This window comes from Azospirillum picis (genome assembly GCF_017876115.1).
In the GTDB taxonomy this organism is placed as follows: Bacteria; Pseudomonadota; Alphaproteobacteria; order Azospirillales; family Azospirillaceae; genus Azospirillum; species Azospirillum picis.
The window spans coordinates 480,450-500,752 of the sequence record NZ_JAGINO010000002.1 but is presented as its reverse complement, the minus strand read 5'-3'; the positions used below and the strand labels follow the sequence as shown (position 1 = coordinate 500,752).

Sequence of the window (20,303 nt, the reverse complement as noted above, 5' to 3'; positions counted from 1 at the left end):
GACATGGTCGAAAAGTTCGACGCCATCGTCATCGGTGCCGGTCCATCCGGCAACGCCGCCACCTATACGCTGGCCAAGCAGGGGCTGAAGGTGCTTCAGCTTGAGCGCGGCGAATATCCCGGCGCCAAGAACGTCCAGGGCGGCATCATGTATTCGCATGAGCTGGAGAAGATCATCCCGGATTTCCGGGACGATTGCCCGACCGAGCGCCACATCATCGAGCAGCGGGTCTGGCTGCTGGGCGACGACAGCTATGTCGGCACCAACTACCGCTCCGAGGGCTTCAACACAGACGCGCCGAACCGCTACACCATCATCCGCGCCAACATCGACAAATGGTGGGCGGAGCGCATCCGCAAGGTCGGCGGCCTGCAGATCTGCGAAACCACGGTCACCGAGCTGATCCGCGACGCCTCGGGCAGGGTGACCGGGGTGCGCACCGACCGCGAGGGCGGGGAAATCCACGCCGACGTCGTCATCATGGCCGACGGCGTCAACGCGCTGCTCGCCAAGCGCGCCGGCATGCAGGCGGAAGCGGCACCGGAAAACGTGGCGCTGGCGGTCAAGGAGATCCTCTTCATCGACCCGGAGCTGATCCAGCAGCGCTTCGGCATCAAGGAGGAGGAAGGCGTCGTCATCGAGATCATGGGCAAGGTGACCAAGGGGATGGTCGGCACCGCCTTCCTCTACACCAACAAGGAATCGCTCACGATCGGCATCGGCTGCCTGATCTCCGACTTCAAGACCGGCTCCTGCCCGCCCTACCGGATGCTGGAGGACCTGAAGAACCACCCCGTCATCAAGCCGCTGATCGAAGGCGCCGAGATGAAGGAATATGCCGCCCACATGATCCCGGAAGGCGGCTACAAGGCGGTCCCGCAGCTCTACGGCGACGGCTGGATGGTGGTCGGCGACGCGGCCCATTTCAACAACGCCGCCCACCGCGAGGGGTCCAACCTCGCCATGGCGTCGGGCCGGATGGCGGCGGAGACGGTGATCGGGCTCCACCAGGCCGGCAGGCCCTACAGCGCCGCCAACCTCGCGGCCTACAAGAAGAAGCTGGACGACAGCTTCATCATGAAGGACCTCAAGAAATACCGAGAGCTGCCCGGCATCATGCACGGCAACAAGCAGTTCTTCGGCGCCTATCCCGACGAAATCACCGCGGCGGCCCATAACTGGTTCACCGTGGACAGCGTCGACAAGAAGTCGAAGGAGAAGGAGATCATGAAGTCCTTCATCAAGCGCCGCTCGGTGATGGGGCTGGTCGGTGACGCAATCAAGCTGGTGAGGGCCGTGCGATGAGCATCATGGTGAAGGTCGAGGAGAAGCTCTATCAGAACCGCTACATCGTCGACGAGAGCCGGCCGCATATCCAGATCAGGAATGCCGACGTCTGCAAGAGCTGCGACAGCCAAGCCTGCACCGTCTGCTGCCCGGCCGCCTGCTACAGCAGGAACGAGACCGGCGGCGTGACGCTGGTGACCGACGGCTGCCTGGAATGCGGCACCTGCCGGGTGGTCTGCCAGGACAAGGGCAACATCGCCTGGGATTATCCCCGCGGCGGCTACGGCATCAGCTACAAGTTCGGCTGAGCGCGCGGCGGCGAGTCCCGGCCCAACGAGTCTGTGCCGTCGCGCCTGTCCCGGTGTGGATGACCCTCCCGAAAACCCCCGCGCGGCGCGCTGCGGGGGTTTTCCCGTCTTCAGGGCAGGGTGGTCATTCGTCCGTCTTCGACATCGCCGCAGCCTGGTCCAGCGCGCGCTGCAGCTCCGCCGGGACATAGGGTTTGCGGACGAAGGCGAGAGGGTGGCAGTCGGCGGCGCGGTGGCGCGTCTCCGGGTCGCCGAAGGCGGAGGTGAAGATGCAGCGGATGCCGGTCCGGCTGCGAATGGCCGCCGCGGCGTCGATGCCGTCGCGCTGGCCGCGCAGGCGGATGTCCATCATGATGACGTCCGGGCGCAGCCGTTCGGCCGCCTCGATCGCATCGGCGGCGTTGTCCTCAGTGCCGACGACGGTGAAGCCCAGCATGCCCAGCACCTCTTCCAGGGCCATGGCGGCAAGGCTTTCATCTTCGACGATCAGGATGCGAAGCGGCTGGTTCGCGGAAGGCGCGGAGTCGTTCTTCATGGGTCCGGCGGTAGCTGTCACAGCGATTTTACAGAAGCGGTCGCCTGGACGAACCCCAAAAATGTCGGTTTATAACCAATGGTGCGGTCTGCATTCCACACATGGGTCATGACCATCGTCGTGCCGCCGGACATGGCTGACGCCATTCCACGGGCCGTGGTGCCTTTTACGTGCGGGACCCGGCCCTTGTTTTCGCGAGGGCGACCGCACCATCTCTGGCTCATGGCTGTTTTTCAGGTGTGAACGCCGCGGTCCCGTCCCCCGTGCCGAGCATTCCGGGGCGGCGGGGTCGCGCCACTTTTCGTGAGGAGACCGGCGATGGACCTGCGTGTCTGCTTCGAGAACATGGAAAGCGTCAACGTCAACGACGCCACGATGATGAAGCATTATGCCAAGAGCTATCTGGCGGATTTCGACCCGGAATGGGCCGGCTTCATCATGCTCCCCCATGACGAGACCATGCGGGCGACGATGGAGCCGGCCTGGCAGGTGCTGATCCGCGACGCCACGCCGCGCAAGGAGCAGGAACTGCTGCGCTATCTCGACGAGAATCCGATGGCCGCCTACCACGTCCATGTCTATCGCCGCGACGGCGGCGTGAACGAGCGGAAGATCCACTGACCGCGGCCCCGCCGGCCCGCCGGTCGAGGCGTCTGCCGGCATAGCGGGAAACGGGGCGCCCGCCGGTCTGGTGTCGGCTTGCCGGCGCCCCTTCCGCTTGGTCCCGCCGCCTTCTCCGCCCGTGCCCGGCGTCCCGCGCCCGTCATCCGCCGCCGTGAGGCGGCGGGCGGCGCTCAGGCGACAGGGGAGCCCAGCAGGCTGTCCAGCGGAACGAAGCGGTCGGCCATCTTGCGCGCTTCCTCCTTGTGGACCTTGAAGGTCTTTTCGGCGATGGCGCTGGAGGTGACGAAGTCCAGGTAGGCCCGTTCCAGGTGGATGCGGTAGCGCGTCGACATCCCCTCGCCGTCCAGGCCCTCCATCCCGCTGTCGGCGGAGAGATAGTCGTGGAAGCGCTGGAGGATGTGCAGCCGGTTCACGTTCACCACCCGCTGGTCGTAGGTGACGTGGAAGAAGCGCAGGAAGTCTTCCGCGGTTTCCAGGTCGTCGAGGTCTTCGGTGAAATCGCTCATCGCGAAAGGCTCCTCACGCGTGCTGCTGGGTGGACGGAGTGGGGCCGCGGCCCTCCTGGTCGCAGATGTTGCCGCAGGATTCGCAGGCGACACCGTGCAGACCTATATCGCTCAGCCGAAACTCGGGATCACTGATATTTTTGTTGTTGAATTGTGACAAGCCGCCGATGGGGACCGGGGCTTGGAGTGGGACCGGGACCGGAACTGGACGGGCGTCGAGCCGGGCCTCGATGCGGTTGATGTGATCGATCAGGCAGGCGATGGCCTTGCCGACCGGATCGGGCATCAGGTGATGTTCCAGGTCGATGCCGTGCTCGGAGAGGTGGCGCTGGGTGTCGGGCCGCACCACGCGGCCGGGGATCCCGACCACGGTCATGCCGGCCGGCACCGGCTTGGTCACCACGGAGTTGGCGCCGACACGCGCGTTGCACCCGACGGTGATCGGGCCGAGGATCTTGGCGCCGGCCCCGACCAGCACCCCGTCCGCCAGCGTCGGGTGCCGCTTGCCCTTGGTCCAGGAGGTGCCCCCCAGCGTGACCCCGTGATACAGCGTCACGTCGTTGCCGATCTCCGCGGTTTCGCCGATCACCACGCCGGCGCCATGATCGATGAAGAAGCGGCGGCCGATGCTGGCGCCGGGATGGATGTCGATGTTGGTCACCGCCCTGGCGACATAGGACAGGAAGCGCGCCGGCCAGCGCACCCCGCGCCGCCACGCCGCATTGGCGATGCGGTGCATCATCAGCGCATGGATTCCGGGATAGCAGGTCAGCACGTCCCACAGGCCGCGGGCCGCCGGATCGCGGTCGAAGACGCAGCGGACATCCTCGCGCAGCAGGGCGGCAATGCCGGGCCGTTCCGACGTGCCCCGGTCCACCGGGTCGGTGTCGATCGCTGCCATGCCTGCGCCCTCCTGGTCCGGGTTCATTGGCGGTGCGGGCGGGGTCACGCGGTGGCCAGCGTGGTGGCCGCCGCAGAGGCCGCCGCAGAGGCCGCCACGCTGGCCGCGGCCTCCAGGAAGGCGCGCAACTCGTCGGCCGTCGGTGGCCGCTTGGCCCGGGTGGCGAGCGACCGGACGCGCGGCAGCACCAGATGCGCCGCCGCGTCGTCGCAGGCGATGCCCAGCCGTTCATAGGCCAGCTTCACCGCCGCGGTGCCGGAATGCTTGCCCAGCACGATGCGGTGCTCGCGCCCGACCTCGGCCGGGTCGAAAGTCTGGTAGGTGGCGCGGTCGCGCAGCAGCCCGTCGACATGGATGCCGGCCTCGTGCGTGAAGACGGCGGCGCCGACGATCGACTTGTTGACGGCGACCGGGCGGTTCGACGCCCGCTCGACCAGATCGGAGATGATCCCCAGCGACTGCGTCCGCACCCCGCTGTCGATGTGGTAGAGGTGCTTGAGCGACACCACCACCTCCTCCAGCGGGGCGTTGCCGGCGCGCTCGCCCAGCCCGTTCACCGTGGTGTTGACGTGGGTCGCGCCGCCCAGCACGGCGGCCAGCGAGTTGGCGTTGGCGAGGCCGAGGTCGTCGTGGGCGTGGATCTCGATCTCTAGGTCCGTGGCCCGTCGGAGCCGCTCGATGCAGGCGCGCGTCTGGAAGGGGTCGAGCACGCCGAGCGTGTCGGCGAAGCGGAAGCGGCGGGCGCCGGCGGCCTGCGCCGCGGTGGCGGCGGCGACTAGGAAATCCGTGTCGGCGCGGGAGGAATCCTCGCCGCCGACGCTGACCTCCAGCCCGTGGTCGCGGGCCCGGCGGACCATGCGCCCAATCTCGGCCAGCGCCCAGGCGCGGCTGCGCTTCAGCTTTTTGGTGATGTGGATGTCGGACACCGGCATCGACAGGTTGACGAAGCCGACCCCGCAGGACAGCGCCGCCTTGAGATCGGCGTCGTGCATGCGGCACCACACCATCAGGCGCCCCTTCAGCCCGAGCGCGGCGACGGCGCGGATGCCCTCGCGCTCCTCCTCGCCCATGGCCGGGATGCCGATCTCCTGCTCCGGCACCCCCGCCTCGTCGAGCGCGCGGGCGATGGCGATCTTCTCGTCGAGCGTGAAGGCGACACCGGCGGTCTGCTCGCCGTCGCGCAGGGTGGTGTCGTTGATGAGGACGGTACGGGAGGGCATGGAGGGCACCTTCCTGAGAGGGGGCGGCCCCACGCGGGCGCTCCCCGAGGGTGTCGCAGGCCGGGCCGGGGACCCGCCCCGACGGGGTGTCGTCGGGCGGGGTGCCGGGACGGGCACCCGAACCCGGCCTGCGATTCCGGTGTTACGAATAGACGGGCGCGAACTCTTTGGGCTTGCCCGCGTCCTGCTGCCAGTAGGGCGACAGGCTGCGCAGCTTGGCGATGATGTCCGGCACCACGGCGATGACCCGGTCGATCTCCTCCTCGGTCGTCTCGCGCGACAGGGAGAAGCGGGTTGCCCCGTGGGCGGCGGTGTAGGACACGCCCATGGCGCGCATGACGTGGCTGGGCTCCAGCGAGCCCGAGGTGCAGGCGGAGCCGGAGGACGCGGCGATGCCGGCCTCGTTCAGCAGCAGCAGGATCGCCTCGCCCTCGATGTACTCGAAGGCGATGTTGGCGGTGTTGGGCAGGCGGTCGTCCGGGTTGCCGGTGACGAAGCAGGCGGGCACCGCCGCCAGGATCGCCCGCTCCAGCTTGTCGCGCAGCGCCCGCACCCGGCTGTTCTCGTCGCCCATGTGGAGCAGCGCCAGTTGGGCGGCGGCCCCCAGCCCGACGATGCCGGGCGCGTTCTCGGTGCCGGCGCGGCGCGAGCGCTCCTGGTGGCCGCCGCGCAGCATCGGGCGGAAGCGCAGGCCGCGCTTGACGTAGAGCGCGCCGATGCCCTTGGGAGCGTGCAGCTTGTGCCCGGACAGCGACAGCATGTCGATGGAGCTGTCGGCGAGCTTCATCGGGATCTTGCCGACCGCCTGCACCGCGTCGGTGTGGAAGACGGCCCCGGCGGCCTTGGCCAGCCGTGCCAGTTCCTCCACCGGGAAGATCGTCCCGGTTTCGTTGTTGGCCCACATGATGGAGACGATGGCGACCCGGTCGGACAGGGCCGCCCGGTAGGCGTCCATGTCGAGGTTGCCCCTGCCGTCGACCGGGATGCGGTGGACGGTGTAGCCGCGCTTCTTCTCCAGGTACTCGCAGAGCGACAGCACGCCGGGATGCTCGACCACGCTGGTGACGATCTCGCGTTTCTTCGGGTAGGCCTCCAGCGCCGACAGGACGGCGGTGTTGTCGCTTTCCGTGCCACCGGAGGTGAAGACGATCTCGCTGTCGTGGGCGGCACCCAGCAGGGCCTGGATCTGCTTGCGCGCCCATTCGATCTTGCCGCCCACCGCGGCGCCGAAGCCGTGCATCGAAGACGCGTTGCCGAAATGCTCGGTGAACAACGGCAGCATCTCCTGGAGCACCTCCGGGTCGACGCGGGTGGTGGCGTTGTTGTCGAGATAGATGCCCTGGTTCATCGCGAGGTCCTCCTCAGACCGCATGGGCCGGCATCAGCGAGGCGGGCTTGACCCGCACGAACTCGCCGAGCGCCTCGACCAGCTTCATCTGCACGCCCATCATCGTGCCGGCCGACTGCGAACAGCCGGAGCAGGCGCCGGTCAGGCGCACGTAGATGTCCTTGCCGTCGATGTCGACCAGTTCGACGTCGCCGCCGTCGCGCTGGATCTGGGGCCGCATCTCCTCGATGGCGGTCATGATGGCCTGCATGCGCTGGACGTTGGTCAGCCTGGCCGCAGCCGCCGGCTCCGCCTTCGGCTGCAGCGGCTTGATGGCGTCGAGGCCGACGGTGCCGGGCGCATGCTTCGCCGCCGGCTTGAGGGCGCCGGTCCTGGCCAGCACCTGCTCCAGCACCTCCTCGATCTTCTCGTGGCAGGTCTGGCAGGAGCCGCCGGCCTTGGTGTAGTGGGTGACCTCCTCCAGCGTGGTCAGGCCGTTGACCGTCACCGCGCGCTCGATCATCGCGGCGTCGACGCCGAAGCACTTGCAGACCAGCTCGCCTTCCTCGTGGTCGTCCTCCCAGGCCTCGCCCTTGTAGTTGGCGATGGCGGCGCGCAGCGCCTCCGCCCCCATCACCGAGCAGTGCATCTTCTCCGGCGGCAGGCCGCCCAGATACTCGGCGATGTCGCGGTTGGTCAGCGTCAGCGCCTCGTCCACCGTCTTGCCGATGATCATCTCGGTCAGGGCCGAGCTGGAGGCGATGGCCGAGCCGCAGCCGAAGGTCTGGAACTTCGCGTCCTGGATGACCTGCGTATCGGGATCGACCTTCAGCATCAGACGCAGCGCGTCGCCGCAGGTGATGGAGCCGACCTCGCCGACCGCGTTGGCGCTGTCCAGGACACCGGAGTTCTTCGGGTTGAAGAAGTGTTCCTTGACCTTGTCGGTGTAGTTCCACATGTCGCTGCTGCCTTTCCGTGGGGGGCGCGCCTAGGGGAAGAGCCGTTTGGGGTGGAGTGGCCGGGGCGGGGCGGTCAATGCGTCGAATGGGGGGCCGACGTGCCGCAACCCGACGAGGCGGTGGAGCAGGATCCGCCCTCGCCGCCGGCGGAGAAGGACTTGCCGCAACCGCAACTGTTGGTCGCATTCGGGTTGTCGAACTTGAAGCCCGAACCCTCGATCCCCTCGACGAAATCGACCACCACGCCGCTCAGGAAAGGCTGGCTGCTGGCATCGACGAAGATGGTCACCGGACCGAAGCTGAGCACCGCGTCGTCGTCGGCCGCCGCCGCCTCCAGCCCCATCTGGTACTTCAGGCCGGCGCAGCCGCCGTCGGTCACCGCGATCCGCAGGCCGGCCGCCGTGCCGCCGGACTTCGCCAGGACCCGTTCCAGGGTGGAAACCGCCGCATCCGTCAGTGTCACCATGTCCCGCCTCCTCAAAGCGCGTTGCCGGTGTGCCGGCCGAACTGGCGATACCATCAGCAAGCAGTGTGCCAAGACAATATATGCACCGAAATCAATGGGTTGGAGCGAGGGTGCGCTGGCGCAATCCTGACAAAGTTTCTTGTGCGAATGGTTTTGTCGGGTTTTTCGCGTGTCGCCTTTGCGACAGCCGCGACACTTCGCCGCACAAAAGGATTGTGGTCTTTCCGCCCCTGTCCGCGCTTACCATCTGGCCTCGCGGGTGCGTCGGATGGTTGACCCTGTCAGCGGAAAGGTGAGGCGAGATGGACCAGCCGATCGAGCTCAGGATGTCGAACGGCCGCATGGCCTTCGGCGACGTGCCCGAACACATCGACGAGTTGCTGCGGGAGGCGGTGAAGGCCCGCGACCTTCCGGAGGCCTGCGAGGCCCTGCTGTGGGAGGCCCATCGCCAGGGGCCGCGGGTGCTGCCGGTCTTCTATGCGCTCTACAAGTTCTACTTCAACCGGAAGAAGCTGGTGGAGGCCGAGAGGGTCGCCCGCATCGGGCTGGACGCGGCAGCGCTCCAGGGCGGCTTTTCCGCCGACTGGTCGCAACTGACCGCGACGACCACCGACTGGTCGGCGGCCGGGCCGGCGCGCTTCTTCCTGTTCACCATGAAGGCGCTGGCCTTCATCGAACTGCGCCGCCACAACCGCGAGAAGGCCCTCGGGATCCTCGCCAGGATGGCGGAGATCGACCCGGCCGACCAGGTCGGCTACGGCACCATCGCGGCGCTGGCCCGCGGGTTGGACGGCGAGGCCGGGACGGCGGCCGGGTAGGTCTCGCGTCCTCCGCGGACGCAAAAAGACCCCCGGCCGGGCGGACCCGGTCGGGGGCAGGGGGGATGTGCGTCTCACGACGCCCACACGACGCGCTCTCGCGCCGATGGAGATGCGGCGATGGAGGGGGCGGGGCCGGTCAGGCCGCCACGGTCTCCAGCGCCGGATAGTCGGTGTAGCCCTTGGCGGCGCCGCCGTAATAGGTGGCGCGGTCCGGCTCGGCCAGCGGCGCGGCGGTGCGGAAGCGCTGCGGCAGGTCGGGGTTGGAGATGAACGCCTCGCCGAAGCTAACGGCGTCGGCCTGGCCGCTGGCCAGCGCGGCGTCGGCATCGGCCCGGCCGTAGCCGCCGTTCAGGATGAACGGCCCCTTGAACGCCGCCCGCAACGCCTCGGCGACGTGCGGCGCCCCCTCCGGCGGGGCCATGTGGTGTCCCGGCCGCCCCTCGATCACGTGCAGGTAGGCAAGGCTGAAGGGATTGAGCGCCTGGGCGACCGACAGGAAATGCGGCAGCGGGTCGCTGTCGCCCATGTCGTTGAACACGCCGGTCGGCGACAGGCGCACGCCGATGCGGTCGGCGCCGACCGCATGGGCCGTCGCCTCCAGGATCTCCAGCAGGAAACGGCAACGGTTTTCCACGCTGCCGCCGTAGCGGTCGGTGCGCCTGTTGGTGCGGTCGCGCAGGAACTGGTCGATCAGGTAGCCGTTCGCCGCGTGGATCTCGATGCCGTCGAGGCCGGCGTCGAAGACCGCACGCTTGGCCGCATCGGCGAAGTGGCGGACCAGCCCCGGGATCTCGTCGGTCTCCAGCGCGCGGGGCAGCGGAAAGGGCTCCATGCCGGCGCCGGTGAACAGCGTGCCGGCCGCCGCGATGGCGGAGGGCGCCACAGGAGCGGCGCCGTTCGGCTGGAAGCAGGGATGGGAGATGCGGCCGACATGCCAGAGCTGCGCGACGATGCGGCCGCCGGCGTCGTGCACGGCTTCGGCCACCGAACGCCATGCCAGCGTCTGGGCGTCGGTATGGATGCCCGGGGTGTGCGGATAGCCCTGGGCGCTGTCGCAGACCTGCGTCGCCTCGGTGATGATCAGGCCGGCGGAGGCGCGCTGCGCATAATATTCGGCGGTCAGCGCCGTCGGGCAATTGCCGTCGCCGGCACGGCTGCGCGTCATCGGCGCCATGACGATGCGGTTGGGCAGCTCGATGGCGCCGAGGCGGAGCGGCGTGAACAGGTTCGGAGTGGCGTGCGTGTCGGTGCTCTCGATGTGGGTGCTTTGCGGCATGTCGGAACGCCCCTGTCCGGGAAAGTCTGCTTGTATGTATGCGGGTACATACTTGAATCAGAGCGTGCCGCTTGTCAAGTATGTATCTACATACTTATCATCGGGCGCGTGCCCGCCGGACTGTCGGCGAGGAGCAGGCGCGGTATGGATCGGAAAGGGACCGGGTTGGACGGGAACTTGGACGGGAAGGTGGACGCGAACGGCGATGCCGAAGGCTGCTGTTCGCCGGAGGGCGGCTGCGAGGGCGGAGGGCGCAGGCGCGACCGCGCTGCGACCGAGAACGCGCTGCTCGACGCCGCCAAGATCGTGTTCGCCGAGCGCGGTTTCGACGCCGCGACGACGCGCGACATCGCCGGCCGCGCCGGGGTCAACGAACAACTGATCCAGCGCTACTTCTCGGGCAAGAGCGGGCTGCTGCTGGCGGTGGTCGAGCGCTATTGGCGCGAGGAGTCCGGCGGCTGCGACCTGCCGCCGCCGGACGAGGACCTGGAAACCGACCTCGCCCGCTTCCTGCACGCCCAGCTCAAGCATAGCTGGAAATGCCGCGACTTCACCCGCGTGGTGCTGGCCCGCGCCCTGGTCGACCAGGCGATCGCCGACGAGATGGCGCGCACCCTGTCGCAAAGCCGCACCCCCTGCCTGCTGAAGCGGCTGGAGGGGTTCCGTGACCGCGGGGCCATAGCGGCCGACGCCGACCTCGCCAACGTGGCGGCCGGCATCGCGACGCTCAGCTTCGGGCTCGGGTTCCTCGACCAGGTGGTGTTCGGCCGCGACGACGCCGGCATCTGCGCCATGGTCCGGACGCTGGCCCACACCATCGCCCATGGGCTGACGCCGCGGGCGTGACGCCCGCTCAGTCCGCCGCCGGCGCCGTGGCTGCCGGTGCCGTGGTCGCTTCCCGGACCCTGCGGGTCGAGGCGCGGCGGTTGCGGATGGCGTCGACGGTGAAGACCGCCAGCGCCGCCCAGATGCAGGCGAAGGTGACGGCGTGGGTGCGGGTGAAGGCTTCGCCGAAGACCAGCACGCCCAGCAGCAACTGGCCGGTCGGGCTGACATACTGCAGCAGCCCGACGGTGGTCAGCGTCAGGTTCGCGGCCCCGAACATGAACAGCACCAGCGGCACCGCGGTGACCGGCCCGGACAGCGCCAGCAGGACGCTGTCGGCCCAGCCATGCCCGAAGGCGCCGCCGTCGCCCAGCCACAGCAGGTAGCCGAGCGCGGCCGGCAGCAGCAGGGCGGTTTCCACCAGCAGCCCGATCACCGGATCGATCGCCGCCTTCTTGCGCACAGCCGCGTAGAAGCCGAACGACAAGGCCAGCGACAGCGCCACCCAGGGGATCGTGCCGTAGCTGGCGACCTGGATGCCGACGCCGGCGGTGGCGATGGCGACCGCCAGCATCTGGCCGCGGCTGAGCCGTTCGTTCAGGAACAGCACGCCCAGCAGCACATTGACCAGCGGGTTCATGAAATAGCCGATGCTCGCCTCGACCAGCCGGCTGTTGACCACCGCCCAGATGAACACCGTCCAGTTGATGGTGATCAGCAGGGTGGTGACCAGCAGCACGCCGAGGCGGCGCCAGCTTCCCACGGCCGCGACGATGGCCCCACCGCCGCGGGTGGCCAATACGGCGCCGCCGACCAGCACCACGGTCCAGAGCACCCGGTGGGCGACGATCTCCAGCGGTCCGATGCCGTGCAGCGCCTTGAAGAAGATCGGGTTCAGCAGTCCCCAAACCAGATAGGAGGACAGCGCCGCGATGAAGGCCGCGGCTTTGGTGTTCGGGGCCTTGGCGGCGGGCAGGGTTTCAACCATACCATCCGTTTAGCACATTGTTCGGACATGCAGGCAGCCGGGCGCCGGGCATGGCCGGCCTGCGCGCGCGGCATGCTGGAGAGGCGTTCCGCTCGGGGCTGCTAAAGGTTGAGTCGCCGGGCGCTCGCCATCATCCGGTCGGTCCAATGGGCGTGCGGCTGGAAGCGGCGTTCGAACAGCCGCCACATGCCGGCCTGTTCGCTGGCGGTCTCGATCACCGCGACCGCGTCGCCGCCGTGCCGCTCCGCCACCCGTTCGGCTCCCGCGGCATAGGTGCCCATCAGCCAGCCGCGTCGGTCGTAGGGCGGGCGGACCCAGCCGACGGGGAAGAACCACCGCGCCAGTGCCGGCTGGTGGACGCACAGCGCCCAGCCGGCGACCATCCCGTCCGCGCCGCCGATCACCAGCGACAGGTCGGGGTCCAGCGTGCCGCTCCAATGCTGCGGCTGCGCCCAGGCTGGGGCTTCGCCGCGATCGATCAGCGTCCGGGCCAGCGCCTCCGCCTCGACCCCGCGTTGGCGCCAGGACCACAGCCGGAAACCGTCCGCCTGCAGGCGCGCCAGCAGCGAGTCGCGGTTGCGGAACACCGCCACGGTGTCGCGGACGGCGCCGCAGATGCGAAGGCGGGTCGCTTCCGGCTCGGGCCAGCCGGCGGCGCGCAGGGTGGCGGCGAAGGCCGCGGCGGCCGGCAGCCGGCTGGAGTAGCTGGCCCCCAGCCGGGCCACGCCGAGGGCGGGCAGGGCGTCCTCCAGCGCCGCCAGCAGCCGCAGCGCCAAGCCCCGCCGGCGCCAGGGGCGGGCGACGACCAGCGACAGCAGCGTCTGCTCCCCCTCTTCCAGCGGCCGTCCGGGCGTCACCGCGGACAGGGCGAGCCCGACAGGGCGGTCGCCGTCCCAGGCGGCGACGGCGCACGGGCGGCAGAGCCGCCGTTCCTCCGGGTCGGCCAGCGACAGCAACGACCGGTAGGAAGCCCAGGTCAACGGCGCCAGCGATGCCGCGTCCCCGGTCGACGCCGGCCGTATGACCTCGGGTTGTGAAGATGTCGGCTTCATCGCTGCGTCCGTCACAATGCTGTGCCTGATGGCGCAATGCCATTTCAGCTTGTCGGTTCGTCGATTGCCGGTATATAGCGGGTTTACGGCCGCGTCCATGCTTGCCGACGGGAGCATAGGACCGGTTTCAATCTTTAAACAATTGTGGAAAGGTGGCTCATGACTTCCCAGGCTGATGTCGATCCGCTGCTGCAACTCCGCCGTCAGGCCGAAGCCGCCCTGGTGGATCGTGCGCAGGCCGACACGGCGTTTCGCGCCCTGCTGGTGAAGGACCCGCATGCGGCCCTGAAGACGCTGTTCGGGACCGATCCGGTTCCCGGCATCTCGATCAAGGTGGTCGAGGAGCAGCCAGGCGAGATGACCCTGGTGCTGCCGGCCGCCGACCAGAGCGAACTGCCGGACGACCTCCTGGATCTCGCCTCGGGCGGCACCAGCTTTTCCGCCTTCATCCTCTACGGACCCAACGACGCGCCGCCGAAGCAGAGGAAGTGAAGGCCGCCGGCCCCGCCGAACCGGATGCGGGATGGCCGGCATGCCAAGCAAAAAGCCCCGCCGAAGCGGGGCTTTTCCGTTCCGGCCCCCGAAGGCGGGGCCATGAGGTGCCGGATCGGGGTCAGGCGGCGGCGCCGGTGGCGACGCCCTTGTCCGCCATCAGGGTCTGCAGCTCGCCCGATTCGTACATCTCGCGGACGATGTCGCAGCCGCCGACCAGCTCGCCCTTGACGTAGAGCTGCGGGAAAGTCGGCCAGTTCGAGTATTCCTTCAGGCCCTGGCGGAGGCCCGGATCCTCCAGGATGTTGACGCCCTTGAACTTGACGCCGACATGGCTCAGCACCTGGACGACGGCGGCGGAGAAGCCGCACTGCGGGAACACCGGGGTTCCCTTCATGTAGAGCACGACATCGTTGCTCTTGAGGTCCTGCTCGATGCGCTCGACGACGTTCTGATCGACCATGACTCGATGACCCTTCCGATTCGGCCCGGCAGTGCCGGTGCCCTGTCTATTACGACGATGTCCATTGCGACGTGTGTTCAGGCGCCTTCCGGCATCCTGACTCAGGCGCCTTCCGGCACCGCGGTGGTCAGCGCCAGGGCGTGCAGCTCCCCGCCCATCCTGCCCTGAAGGGCGGCGTAGACCATCTGGTGCTGCTGCACCCGGCTCTTGCCCTTGAAGGTGGCGGAGGTGACGAGCGCGGCATAGTGGTCGCCGTCGCCCCTCAGGTCCGCGATCTCCACGACCGCGTCCGGGATGCCCTCCTTGATGAGCTTTTCGATCGTGGCGGCTTCCATCGCCATGGGTCCAGTCCTCGCTCTGTTCAGGATTGCCCCGCCCGGGCACACGCTTATCGAGATAGAGTAGGTGTGGCCGGGCCGTTTGTCATCCACCGCCAGGTATTTGCCGACCTGCGGAAGACGCCGTGACGGCCCGGCCCGCTCAGGGCGTCACTCGCCGAAGACGCGCTTGAACACGGTGTCGACATGCTTGGTGTGGTAGGTCATGTCGAACATCGGCGCCAGCGTGTCGCGGTCGATGTGCTTGGAGATGTCGGGGTCGCTCGACAGCAGGTCCAGGTAGTTGCCGCCCTTTTCCCACACCTGCATGGCATTGCGCTGCACCGCCTTGTAGCTGTCCTCGCGGCTCATGCCGGCCTGGGTCAGCGCCAGCAGCACACGCTGGGAGAAGACCAGCCCGCCGAGGTCGTCCAGGTTCTTCTGCATGCGCTCGGGATAGACCACCAGCTTCTCCATCATGCCGGTCAGGCGCGCCAGCGCGAAGTCCAGCGTGACGGTGGCGTCGGGGCCGATCATGCGCTCGACGGAGCTGTGGGAGATGTCGCGCTCGTGCCAGAGGGCGACGTTCTCCAGCGCCGGGACCACGGCGGAGCGGACGATGCGGGCGAGCCCGGTCAGGTTTTCCGACAGCACCGGGTTGCGCTTGTGCGGCATCGCCGACGAGCCCTTCTGGCCGGGATGGAAATACTCCTCGGCCTCACGCACCTCGGTGCGCTGCAGGTGGCGGATTTCCGTCGCCAGGTTCTCGACGCTCGACGCGATCACGCCCAGCACGGAGAAGAAGAAGGCATGGCGGTCGCGCGGGATCACCTGGGTCGACACCGGCTCCACCGACAGGCCGAGCTTGGCGGCGACGTGCTCCTCGACCCGCGGGTCGATGTTGGCGAAGGTGCCGACGGCGCCGGAGATGGCGCAGGTGGCGATGTCCCTGCGCGCCTCGACCAAGCGCTCGCGGTTGCGGGCGAAGGCTGCGTAATGGCCGGCCAGCTTCAGGCCGAAGGTCGTCGGCTCGGCGTGGATGCCGTGGCTGCGGCCGATGGTGACGGTGTTCCTGTGCTCGTAGGCGCGGCGTTTCAGCGCGGCCAGCAGGGCGTCGAGGTCGGCCAGCAGCAGGTCGGCGGCCTGGGTGAGCTGGACGGCCAGGCAGGTGTCCAGGACGTCGCTCGACGTCATGCCCTGGTGGACGAAGCGGGCTTCCGGACCGACATGCTCGGCGAGGTTGGTCAGGAAGGCGATGACGTCGTGCCGGGTCTCGCGCTCGATCTCGTCGATCCGGTCGATCTCCCACTTGCCGCGCTCCCACACCGCCTTGGCGGCCTCCTTGGGGATGACGCCCAGATCGGCCTGCGCATCGCAGGCGTGCGCCTCGATTTCGAACCAGATGCGGAAGCGGTTTTCCGGCTCCCAGATGCGGGCCATTTCGGGGCGGGTATAGCGGGGGATCATCGGCACTCTCCGGAGGATGCGGGCGCGGGAATCGGGGGACGGCTGCGGGGGCCGGCACGCGCGCGCGACCATAGCGGCGCGGCGGCGCGTTTTAAAGCCTCGCATAGGCCGGCCGTGCCCGGCGCAGGGCAGGGAGACTCTCCTTTGGCGAAAATTTCGTCATAAAAATCCCGCACAGGTGTATATCATTTCCGGTAATCGAAGCGCGGCGGGCATCCAGCGGCGCGTTTGCAGTGCGCCGTATGCAGCCCGGACGCGCCTGCATCAGGAGGCAGTCTTCTTGTCCGACCCCGTCGCCGAGATTGTCCGTGCGCCCTCGCGCTCGTCCGACGAGGCCCGGTTCTACCGCCTGCAGTTGCTGGCGTCGATGGCGCTGGTGTCGGCGCTCGTCCTCGGTCTCGGCTTCTACTTCGTCTGGCAGCACTGGTCGGACTTCGAACGGGACCTGCGGCAATCGGAGGCCCGCTATCTGCACGAGCAGCATCAGGCCCTGGTGCAGGAGGTCGAGAATGCCAAGTCCTACCTCGCCTACATGCGGGCGCGGGCGGAACCGCTTCTGAAGGAGCAGCTTCGCGAACGCGTGGACGACGCCTATGGGATCGCCTACGGCATCTACCAGCGCGGAAAGGACATCCTCCCCGAGGCGTCGGTCCAGCAGGCAATCAAGGAGACGCTGCGGCCTCTGCGCTTCGCCGCCGGGCGCGGCTACTACTTCATCCAGAACCTGAACTCGGATTCGGTCCTGATGCCGATCGACCCGTCGGTGGAGGGACGGTCGCCCTATCCGCACAATCCGCAGGGCTACGCCGTGGTGAGCGCGCTGCTGCGCGCGGCCCAGGGGCCGACCCAGCGCGGCTTCGCCCGCTATCGCTGGCGCATGCCGGACGACCCCTTGCAGATGGTGGAGAAGCTGGCCTTCGTCCGCCGCTTCGATCCCTACGACTGGCTGATCGGCGCCAGCGATTCCCTGGCGGCGGTGGAGACGAGGCTGCAGCGGGAGTCGCTCGACCGGCTGCGGGCTTTCCGTTTCGGCGAAACCGGCTACATCGGGGTGCTGCGCCAGGACGGCCAGGTGCTGCTGTCGCCCACCGCCCCCGCCGCGGAGGGGATGAATGTCGGCACGCTGCAGTGGAAGACCGAACGCGACCTGCTGACGCGCTTCCTCGAGGTGGGGCGCCAGGGCGGCGGCGAGGTGCGCTACGACTGGGTCCACCCCGTCACCGGACGGCCGGCGCCCAAGATGGCCTATGTCTCGGCCCCGACGGTGTGGGGCTGGATCCTGGTGGCCGGCTTCTACATCGACGACCTCGGCAAGGAGATGGAGGAGCGCCGCGCCGAACTGGCCCGCGGCGTCGACCAGCGCGTCTGGACCACGGTGGCCGTGCTGGCCATGGCGCTGGCGGCGTCGGTCGGGATGTCCTGGCTGGTCACCGGCTGGCTCCGGCGCATCGTCGGCGGCTACCAGCTCCGGATGCGGCGCAGCGACAGCATGCTGCGCGAACGCGCGCGCCAGCTCTACCTCGCCAACTTCTTCATCGACCATGTCTCCGAGATCGTCGTGCTGGCCGACGCTCGGCTCCGGATCGCCTACGTCAACCCGTTCGGCTGCCGGGCGCTCGGCGGCACGCTCGAGGATCTGGTGATGGCCCAGGCCGACCTGCTGGAGCGGTTCGCCGCCGGGGGCGAGGAGGCCGCCGACCATTACGAGACCATCTACCGCACGCCCGACGGACGCCGGCTGGAGCTGGAGATCACCGCCAGCCGCATCACCTACGAGGGGGACGTCTATTACTCGGCGATCGCCCGCGACATCACGGAGCGCAAGCACGCGGAGTGGCAGCTCCGGCTGTCCGCCAAGGTGTTCGACAATGCCGCCGAAGGGATGTTCGTGGCCAACGAGCGGCGGCAGATCGTCGCCGTCAACGACGCCTTCACCCGCATCACCGGCTATGATCGCCTGGAGGCGCTGGGGCGGGGACCGGAATTCCTCCAGTCCGACCGCAACCCGCCCGGCTTCTACGAGGAGCTGTGGATGCAGCTCCTCGCCCACGGGCAGTGGATCGGCGAGGTCTGGAGCACGCGCAAGTCCGGAGAGCCGTTTCCGCAATGGCTGAGCGTCAAGCTGGTGCGCAACGAGGACGGGGCGATCGCCAACTACATCGCGGCCTTCAGCGACATCACCGAGAACCGCGCCCAGGAGGAGCGAATCCGCCATCTGGCGCAGTACGACTTCCTGACCGACCTGCCCAACCGCTTCCTCCTGCGCGACCGGCTGGAACGGGCGATCCTGGCCGCCGGCCGGCGCGGCACCCGGGTGGGCCTGCTCTTCATCGACCTCGACCGCTTCAAGACGATCAACGACAGCCTGGGCCACGGGGTGGGCGACGGGCTGTTGCGCGAGGTGGCCTCCAGGCTGCTCGCCACCGTGCGGGCGAGCGACACGGTCAGCCGCCAGGGCGGCGACGAGTTCGTCGTCCTCATCAACGACATCGACGGGCCGGACGCCGCCGGCGTGGTGGCGGGCAAGGTGCTGCGCGCCCTGTCGGAGCCCTGCACCATCGACGGGCACGAGCTGCAGGTGACGCCCTCGATCGGCATCGCCATCCATCCCGACGACGGGGCGGGGATCGACGAGCTGCTGAAGAACGCCGACATGGCGATGTACGCTGCCAAGGAGGCCGGCCGCGCCACCTGCCGCTTCTTCACGCCGGAGCTGAACCGCCGCGCCTCGGACCGCCTGTGGATCGAGAACAACCTGCGCCGGGCGCTGGGCAACGACGAGCTGGAGCTGCATTTCCAGCCGCAATTCTCGCTCGACGGCCGCCGCCTGATCGGGGCGGAGGCGCTGGTGCGCTGGCGCCAGCCCGACGGCACGCTGATCATGCCCGGACAGTTCATTCCGGTCGCCGAGGACACCGGGCTGATCCTGCCGCTCGGCGACTGGGTGCTGGGCGAGGCCTGCCGCCGGGCGGCGGAGCTGCTGCGCCACCGCGACCTGCTGATCGCCGTCAACCTTTCGGCGGTGCAGGTGCGCCGTCCAGGCCTGGCCGAACGGGTGGCCGGCTGGCTGTCCTCCTACGGCATTCCTCCCGCGGCGCTGGAGCTGGAGGTGACGGAGAGCGTGCTGATGGACGAGTCGGACGTGGTGGCGGATACCTTCTCGCACCTGCGCGGGATGGGCGTGTCGCTGGCGATCGACGATTTCGGCACCGGCTATTCGTCGCTGGCCTACCTGAAGCGCTTCCGCGTCGACAAGCTGAAGATCGACCGCCGGTTCGTCAGCGAGCTGCGGGCCGACAATCCCGACAGCGGCGCCATCGCCAAGGCGGTCATCGGCATGGCCCGGTCGCTGCACATGGACACGCTGGCCGAGGGCGTGGAGACGGAGGAGCAGTACCGCTGCCTCGTCGAACTCGGCTGCGACCAGTGCCAGGGCTACCTGCTGGGCCGCCCGATGCCCTATGACGACTTCCTTGCCTTCCTGCGCGGCGGCGCGGCGGCGCCCGCCGACCGGGTGGCGGAAACGGTGGAGTAGGCCGCGCCCCGGCTGCGGTCTTTCAGCCGTAACGCAGCAGCCGCGCCCCGTTGGCCTTCAGCCAGGCCCGCGGCCGGTCGACGTCCGGGTTCATCCCCGCCGTCAGGCTGGCGCACAGCGCCCAGAAGCGCGGCGAGTGGTTCATCTCGCGCAGATGCGCCACCTCGTGGCCGACCACATAGTCGAGCACCGCCTCCGGCGTCAGGATCAGCCGCCAGGAGAAGGAGAGGCGGCCGGTGGACGAGCAGCTTCCCCAGCGGCTCCTGGTATCGCGCACCGTGACGGCGGCGACGCGGGCGCCGATGGCGGCCGCCTTCGCGCGTGCCCGCTCCGACAGTTCGCGCCTCGCCTCCGCCACCAGGAAGTCGCGCACGCGCCGGGCCAGATGCTCGGGCTGGCCGCCGACCAGCAGCGCACCGTCCTCGATGCGGGTCGGGCCGCGCAGGGCGGCATCGTGCCGGATGAGGTGCTCGACGCCCAGATAGGGCAGGAGGGCGCCGTCGGCGAAGGGCAGGGACGGCGGCATCGCCGCCAGCCGTGCCCGCAGCCAGCCGTCATGGCGGCCGATGAACTGGCGGGCGTCTGATTCCGACACGCCGACCGGCACCACCACCTGCACGAGGCCGCGGCCGGCATCGACGCGCAGGGTCATGCGGGTGGCGCGGGCGCTCTCCCGCAGTTCCAGCGGCATCGGCAAGCCGGTGATCTCCAGCGCCCGTGGCGGCTGGGGCGGCCGGGCGGCGGTCCGCTTGCGGCGGCGTGGAAGGGAGGGGCGGCGCTGCACCATGGCGTCTTATAGCGTGGCCGGCGCCCGATGCAAAAGCGTCCTCAGCGGCATCCGCAGGGGCATCCGTAGCGGCATCCTCTGGGGCATCCTTCGGCCATGACGCGGCCGGAAGGCGGCAGGATGTAACATTTGACACGATCGATAGGT

General features: G+C 68.9%; 21 protein-coding genes. 7 read left to right on the top strand and 14 right to left on the bottom strand.

The genetic code is table 11. The features are described from left to right. The first annotated feature begins 3 nt into the window (after positions 1–3). Both J2850_RS04795 and J2850_RS04790 read left to right on the top strand, forming a co-directional pair. Complete coding sequence (locus tag J2850_RS04795; RefSeq protein WP_209979269.1) at positions 4–1,305, top strand: FAD-dependent monooxygenase; 1,302 nt, start codon at positions 4–6, stop codon at positions 1,303–1,305. Continuing rightward, on the top strand, positions 1,302–1,595 hold the full coding sequence (locus tag J2850_RS04790; protein ID WP_209979267.1) for a ferredoxin family protein: 294 nt from the start codon (positions 1,302–1,304) through the stop codon (positions 1,593–1,595). The genes J2850_RS04795 and J2850_RS04790 overlap by 4 nt, the downstream gene beginning before the upstream one ends. A 124-nt stretch (positions 1,596–1,719) precedes the next feature. Here J2850_RS04790 and J2850_RS04785 read toward each other — a convergent pair whose 3' ends face one another. Beyond that, positions 1,720–2,130, bottom strand: coding sequence for a response regulator (locus J2850_RS04785; RefSeq protein ID WP_209979265.1), 411 nt, complete (start codon positions 2,128–2,130; stop codon positions 1,720–1,722). A gap of 318 nt (positions 2,131–2,448) precedes the next feature. On the opposite strand from J2850_RS04785, the gene J2850_RS04780 reads away from it, so the two are divergent. Continuing rightward, entirely contained in the window at positions 2,449–2,751 is a 303-nt protein-coding gene (locus J2850_RS04780) for a hypothetical protein (protein ID WP_209979263.1), read from the top strand. Between the two features lie 173 nt (positions 2,752–2,924). Here the strand turns inward: J2850_RS04780 and nifW are convergent, their stop codons facing one another. The 6 genes from nifW to J2850_RS04750 all read right to left on the bottom strand — a co-directional run bounded on the left by nifW (position 2,925) and on the right by J2850_RS04750 (position 8,133). After that, positions 2,925–3,260, bottom strand: coding sequence for a nitrogenase-stabilizing/protective protein NifW (nifW, locus tag J2850_RS04775; protein WP_209979261.1), 336 nt, complete (start codon positions 3,258–3,260; stop codon positions 2,925–2,927). Positions 3,261–3,273: 13 nt separating this feature from the next. Continuing rightward, positions 3,274–4,161 (bottom strand): serine O-acetyltransferase, encoded by an 888-nt coding sequence (gene cysE, locus J2850_RS04770; RefSeq protein WP_209979259.1) that lies wholly within the window; start codon positions 4,159–4,161, stop codon positions 3,274–3,276. 44 nt (positions 4,162–4,205) lie between these two features. Then, positions 4,206–5,381, bottom strand: coding sequence for a homocitrate synthase (gene nifV / locus J2850_RS04765; RefSeq protein ID WP_209979258.1), 1,176 nt, complete (start codon positions 5,379–5,381; stop codon positions 4,206–4,208). 142 nt (positions 5,382–5,523) lie between these two features. Next, positions 5,524–6,729 (bottom strand): cysteine desulfurase NifS, encoded by a 1,206-nt coding sequence (nifS, locus tag J2850_RS04760; protein WP_209979255.1) that lies wholly within the window; start codon positions 6,727–6,729, stop codon positions 5,524–5,526. 13 nt (positions 6,730–6,742) lie between these two features. After that, positions 6,743–7,666 carry a Fe-S cluster assembly protein NifU gene (gene nifU / locus J2850_RS04755; protein WP_209979253.1) on the bottom strand — a complete coding sequence of 308 codons (924 nt, stop codon included), beginning with the start codon at positions 7,664–7,666 and terminating at the stop codon, positions 6,743–6,745. A 74-nt stretch (positions 7,667–7,740) separates the two neighbouring features. Continuing rightward, on the bottom strand, positions 7,741–8,133 hold the full coding sequence (locus J2850_RS04750; protein ID WP_209979251.1) for a HesB/IscA family protein: 393 nt from the start codon (positions 8,131–8,133) through the stop codon (positions 7,741–7,743). A gap of 302 nt (positions 8,134–8,435) precedes the next feature. On the opposite strand from J2850_RS04750, the gene J2850_RS04745 reads away from it, so the two are divergent. Next, the gene (locus tag J2850_RS04745) at positions 8,436–8,951 is read left to right on the top strand and encodes a hypothetical protein (protein ID WP_209979249.1); all 516 of its coding nucleotides are present in this window, start codon (positions 8,436–8,438) and stop codon (positions 8,949–8,951) included. A gap of 139 nt (positions 8,952–9,090) precedes the next feature. On the opposite strand, the gene J2850_RS04740 is transcribed toward J2850_RS04745, so the two are convergent. Further along, entirely contained in the window at positions 9,091–10,230 is a 1,140-nt protein-coding gene (locus J2850_RS04740) for an alkene reductase (protein WP_209979247.1), read from the bottom strand. 144 nt (positions 10,231–10,374) lie between these two features. On the opposite strand from J2850_RS04740, the gene J2850_RS04735 reads away from it, so the two are divergent. After that, positions 10,375–11,076, top strand: a complete 702-nt coding sequence (locus tag J2850_RS04735; protein WP_246512799.1) for a TetR/AcrR family transcriptional regulator — start codon at positions 10,375–10,377, stop codon at positions 11,074–11,076. Positions 11,077–11,083: 7 nt separating this feature from the next. Here J2850_RS04735 and rarD read toward each other — a convergent pair whose 3' ends face one another. Together rarD and J2850_RS04725 are read right to left on the bottom strand one after the other, a co-directional pair. Then, on the bottom strand, positions 11,084–12,043 hold the full coding sequence (gene rarD / locus J2850_RS04730; RefSeq protein ID WP_209979245.1) for an EamA family transporter RarD: 960 nt from the start codon (positions 12,041–12,043) through the stop codon (positions 11,084–11,086). 101 nt (positions 12,044–12,144) lie between these two features. Then, positions 12,145–13,095, bottom strand: coding sequence for a GNAT family N-acetyltransferase (locus J2850_RS04725; protein WP_209979243.1), 951 nt, complete (start codon positions 13,093–13,095; stop codon positions 12,145–12,147). A gap of 159 nt (positions 13,096–13,254) precedes the next feature. On the opposite strand from J2850_RS04725, the gene J2850_RS04720 reads away from it, so the two are divergent. After that, a complete protein-coding gene (locus J2850_RS04720) occupies positions 13,255–13,587 on the top strand; it encodes an NHLP leader peptide family RiPP precursor (RefSeq protein ID WP_209979241.1) in 333 nt (110 codons plus the stop codon). 121 nt (positions 13,588–13,708) lie between these two features. On the opposite strand, the gene grxD is transcribed toward J2850_RS04720, so the two are convergent. The 3 genes from grxD to purB form a co-directional block, all read right to left on the bottom strand. Continuing rightward, on the bottom strand, positions 13,709–14,050 hold the full coding sequence (gene grxD, locus J2850_RS04715; protein WP_209979239.1) for a Grx4 family monothiol glutaredoxin: 342 nt from the start codon (positions 14,048–14,050) through the stop codon (positions 13,709–13,711). A gap of 101 nt (positions 14,051–14,151) precedes the next feature. Then, positions 14,152–14,391, bottom strand: coding sequence for a BolA family protein (locus J2850_RS04710; protein WP_209979237.1), 240 nt, complete (start codon positions 14,389–14,391; stop codon positions 14,152–14,154). A 147-nt stretch (positions 14,392–14,538) separates the two neighbouring features. Continuing rightward, the gene (gene purB, locus J2850_RS04705; protein WP_209979235.1) at positions 14,539–15,834 is read right to left on the bottom strand and encodes an adenylosuccinate lyase; all 1,296 of its coding nucleotides are present in this window, start codon (positions 15,832–15,834) and stop codon (positions 14,539–14,541) included. A gap of 280 nt (positions 15,835–16,114) precedes the next feature. Between purB and J2850_RS32025 the strand changes: the two genes are divergently transcribed. Continuing rightward, positions 16,115–19,369, top strand: a complete 3,255-nt coding sequence (locus J2850_RS32025) for a bifunctional diguanylate cyclase/phosphodiesterase (protein ID WP_209979233.1) — start codon at positions 16,115–16,117, stop codon at positions 19,367–19,369. Positions 19,370–19,391: 22 nt separating this feature from the next. On the opposite strand, the gene J2850_RS04695 is transcribed toward J2850_RS32025, so the two are convergent. Continuing rightward, positions 19,392–20,156: a M48 family metallopeptidase gene (locus J2850_RS04695; RefSeq protein WP_209979230.1), complete on the bottom strand. Its 765-nt coding sequence runs from the start codon at positions 20,154–20,156 to the stop codon at positions 19,392–19,394. Between the last annotated feature and the right edge of the window lie 147 nt (positions 20,157–20,303).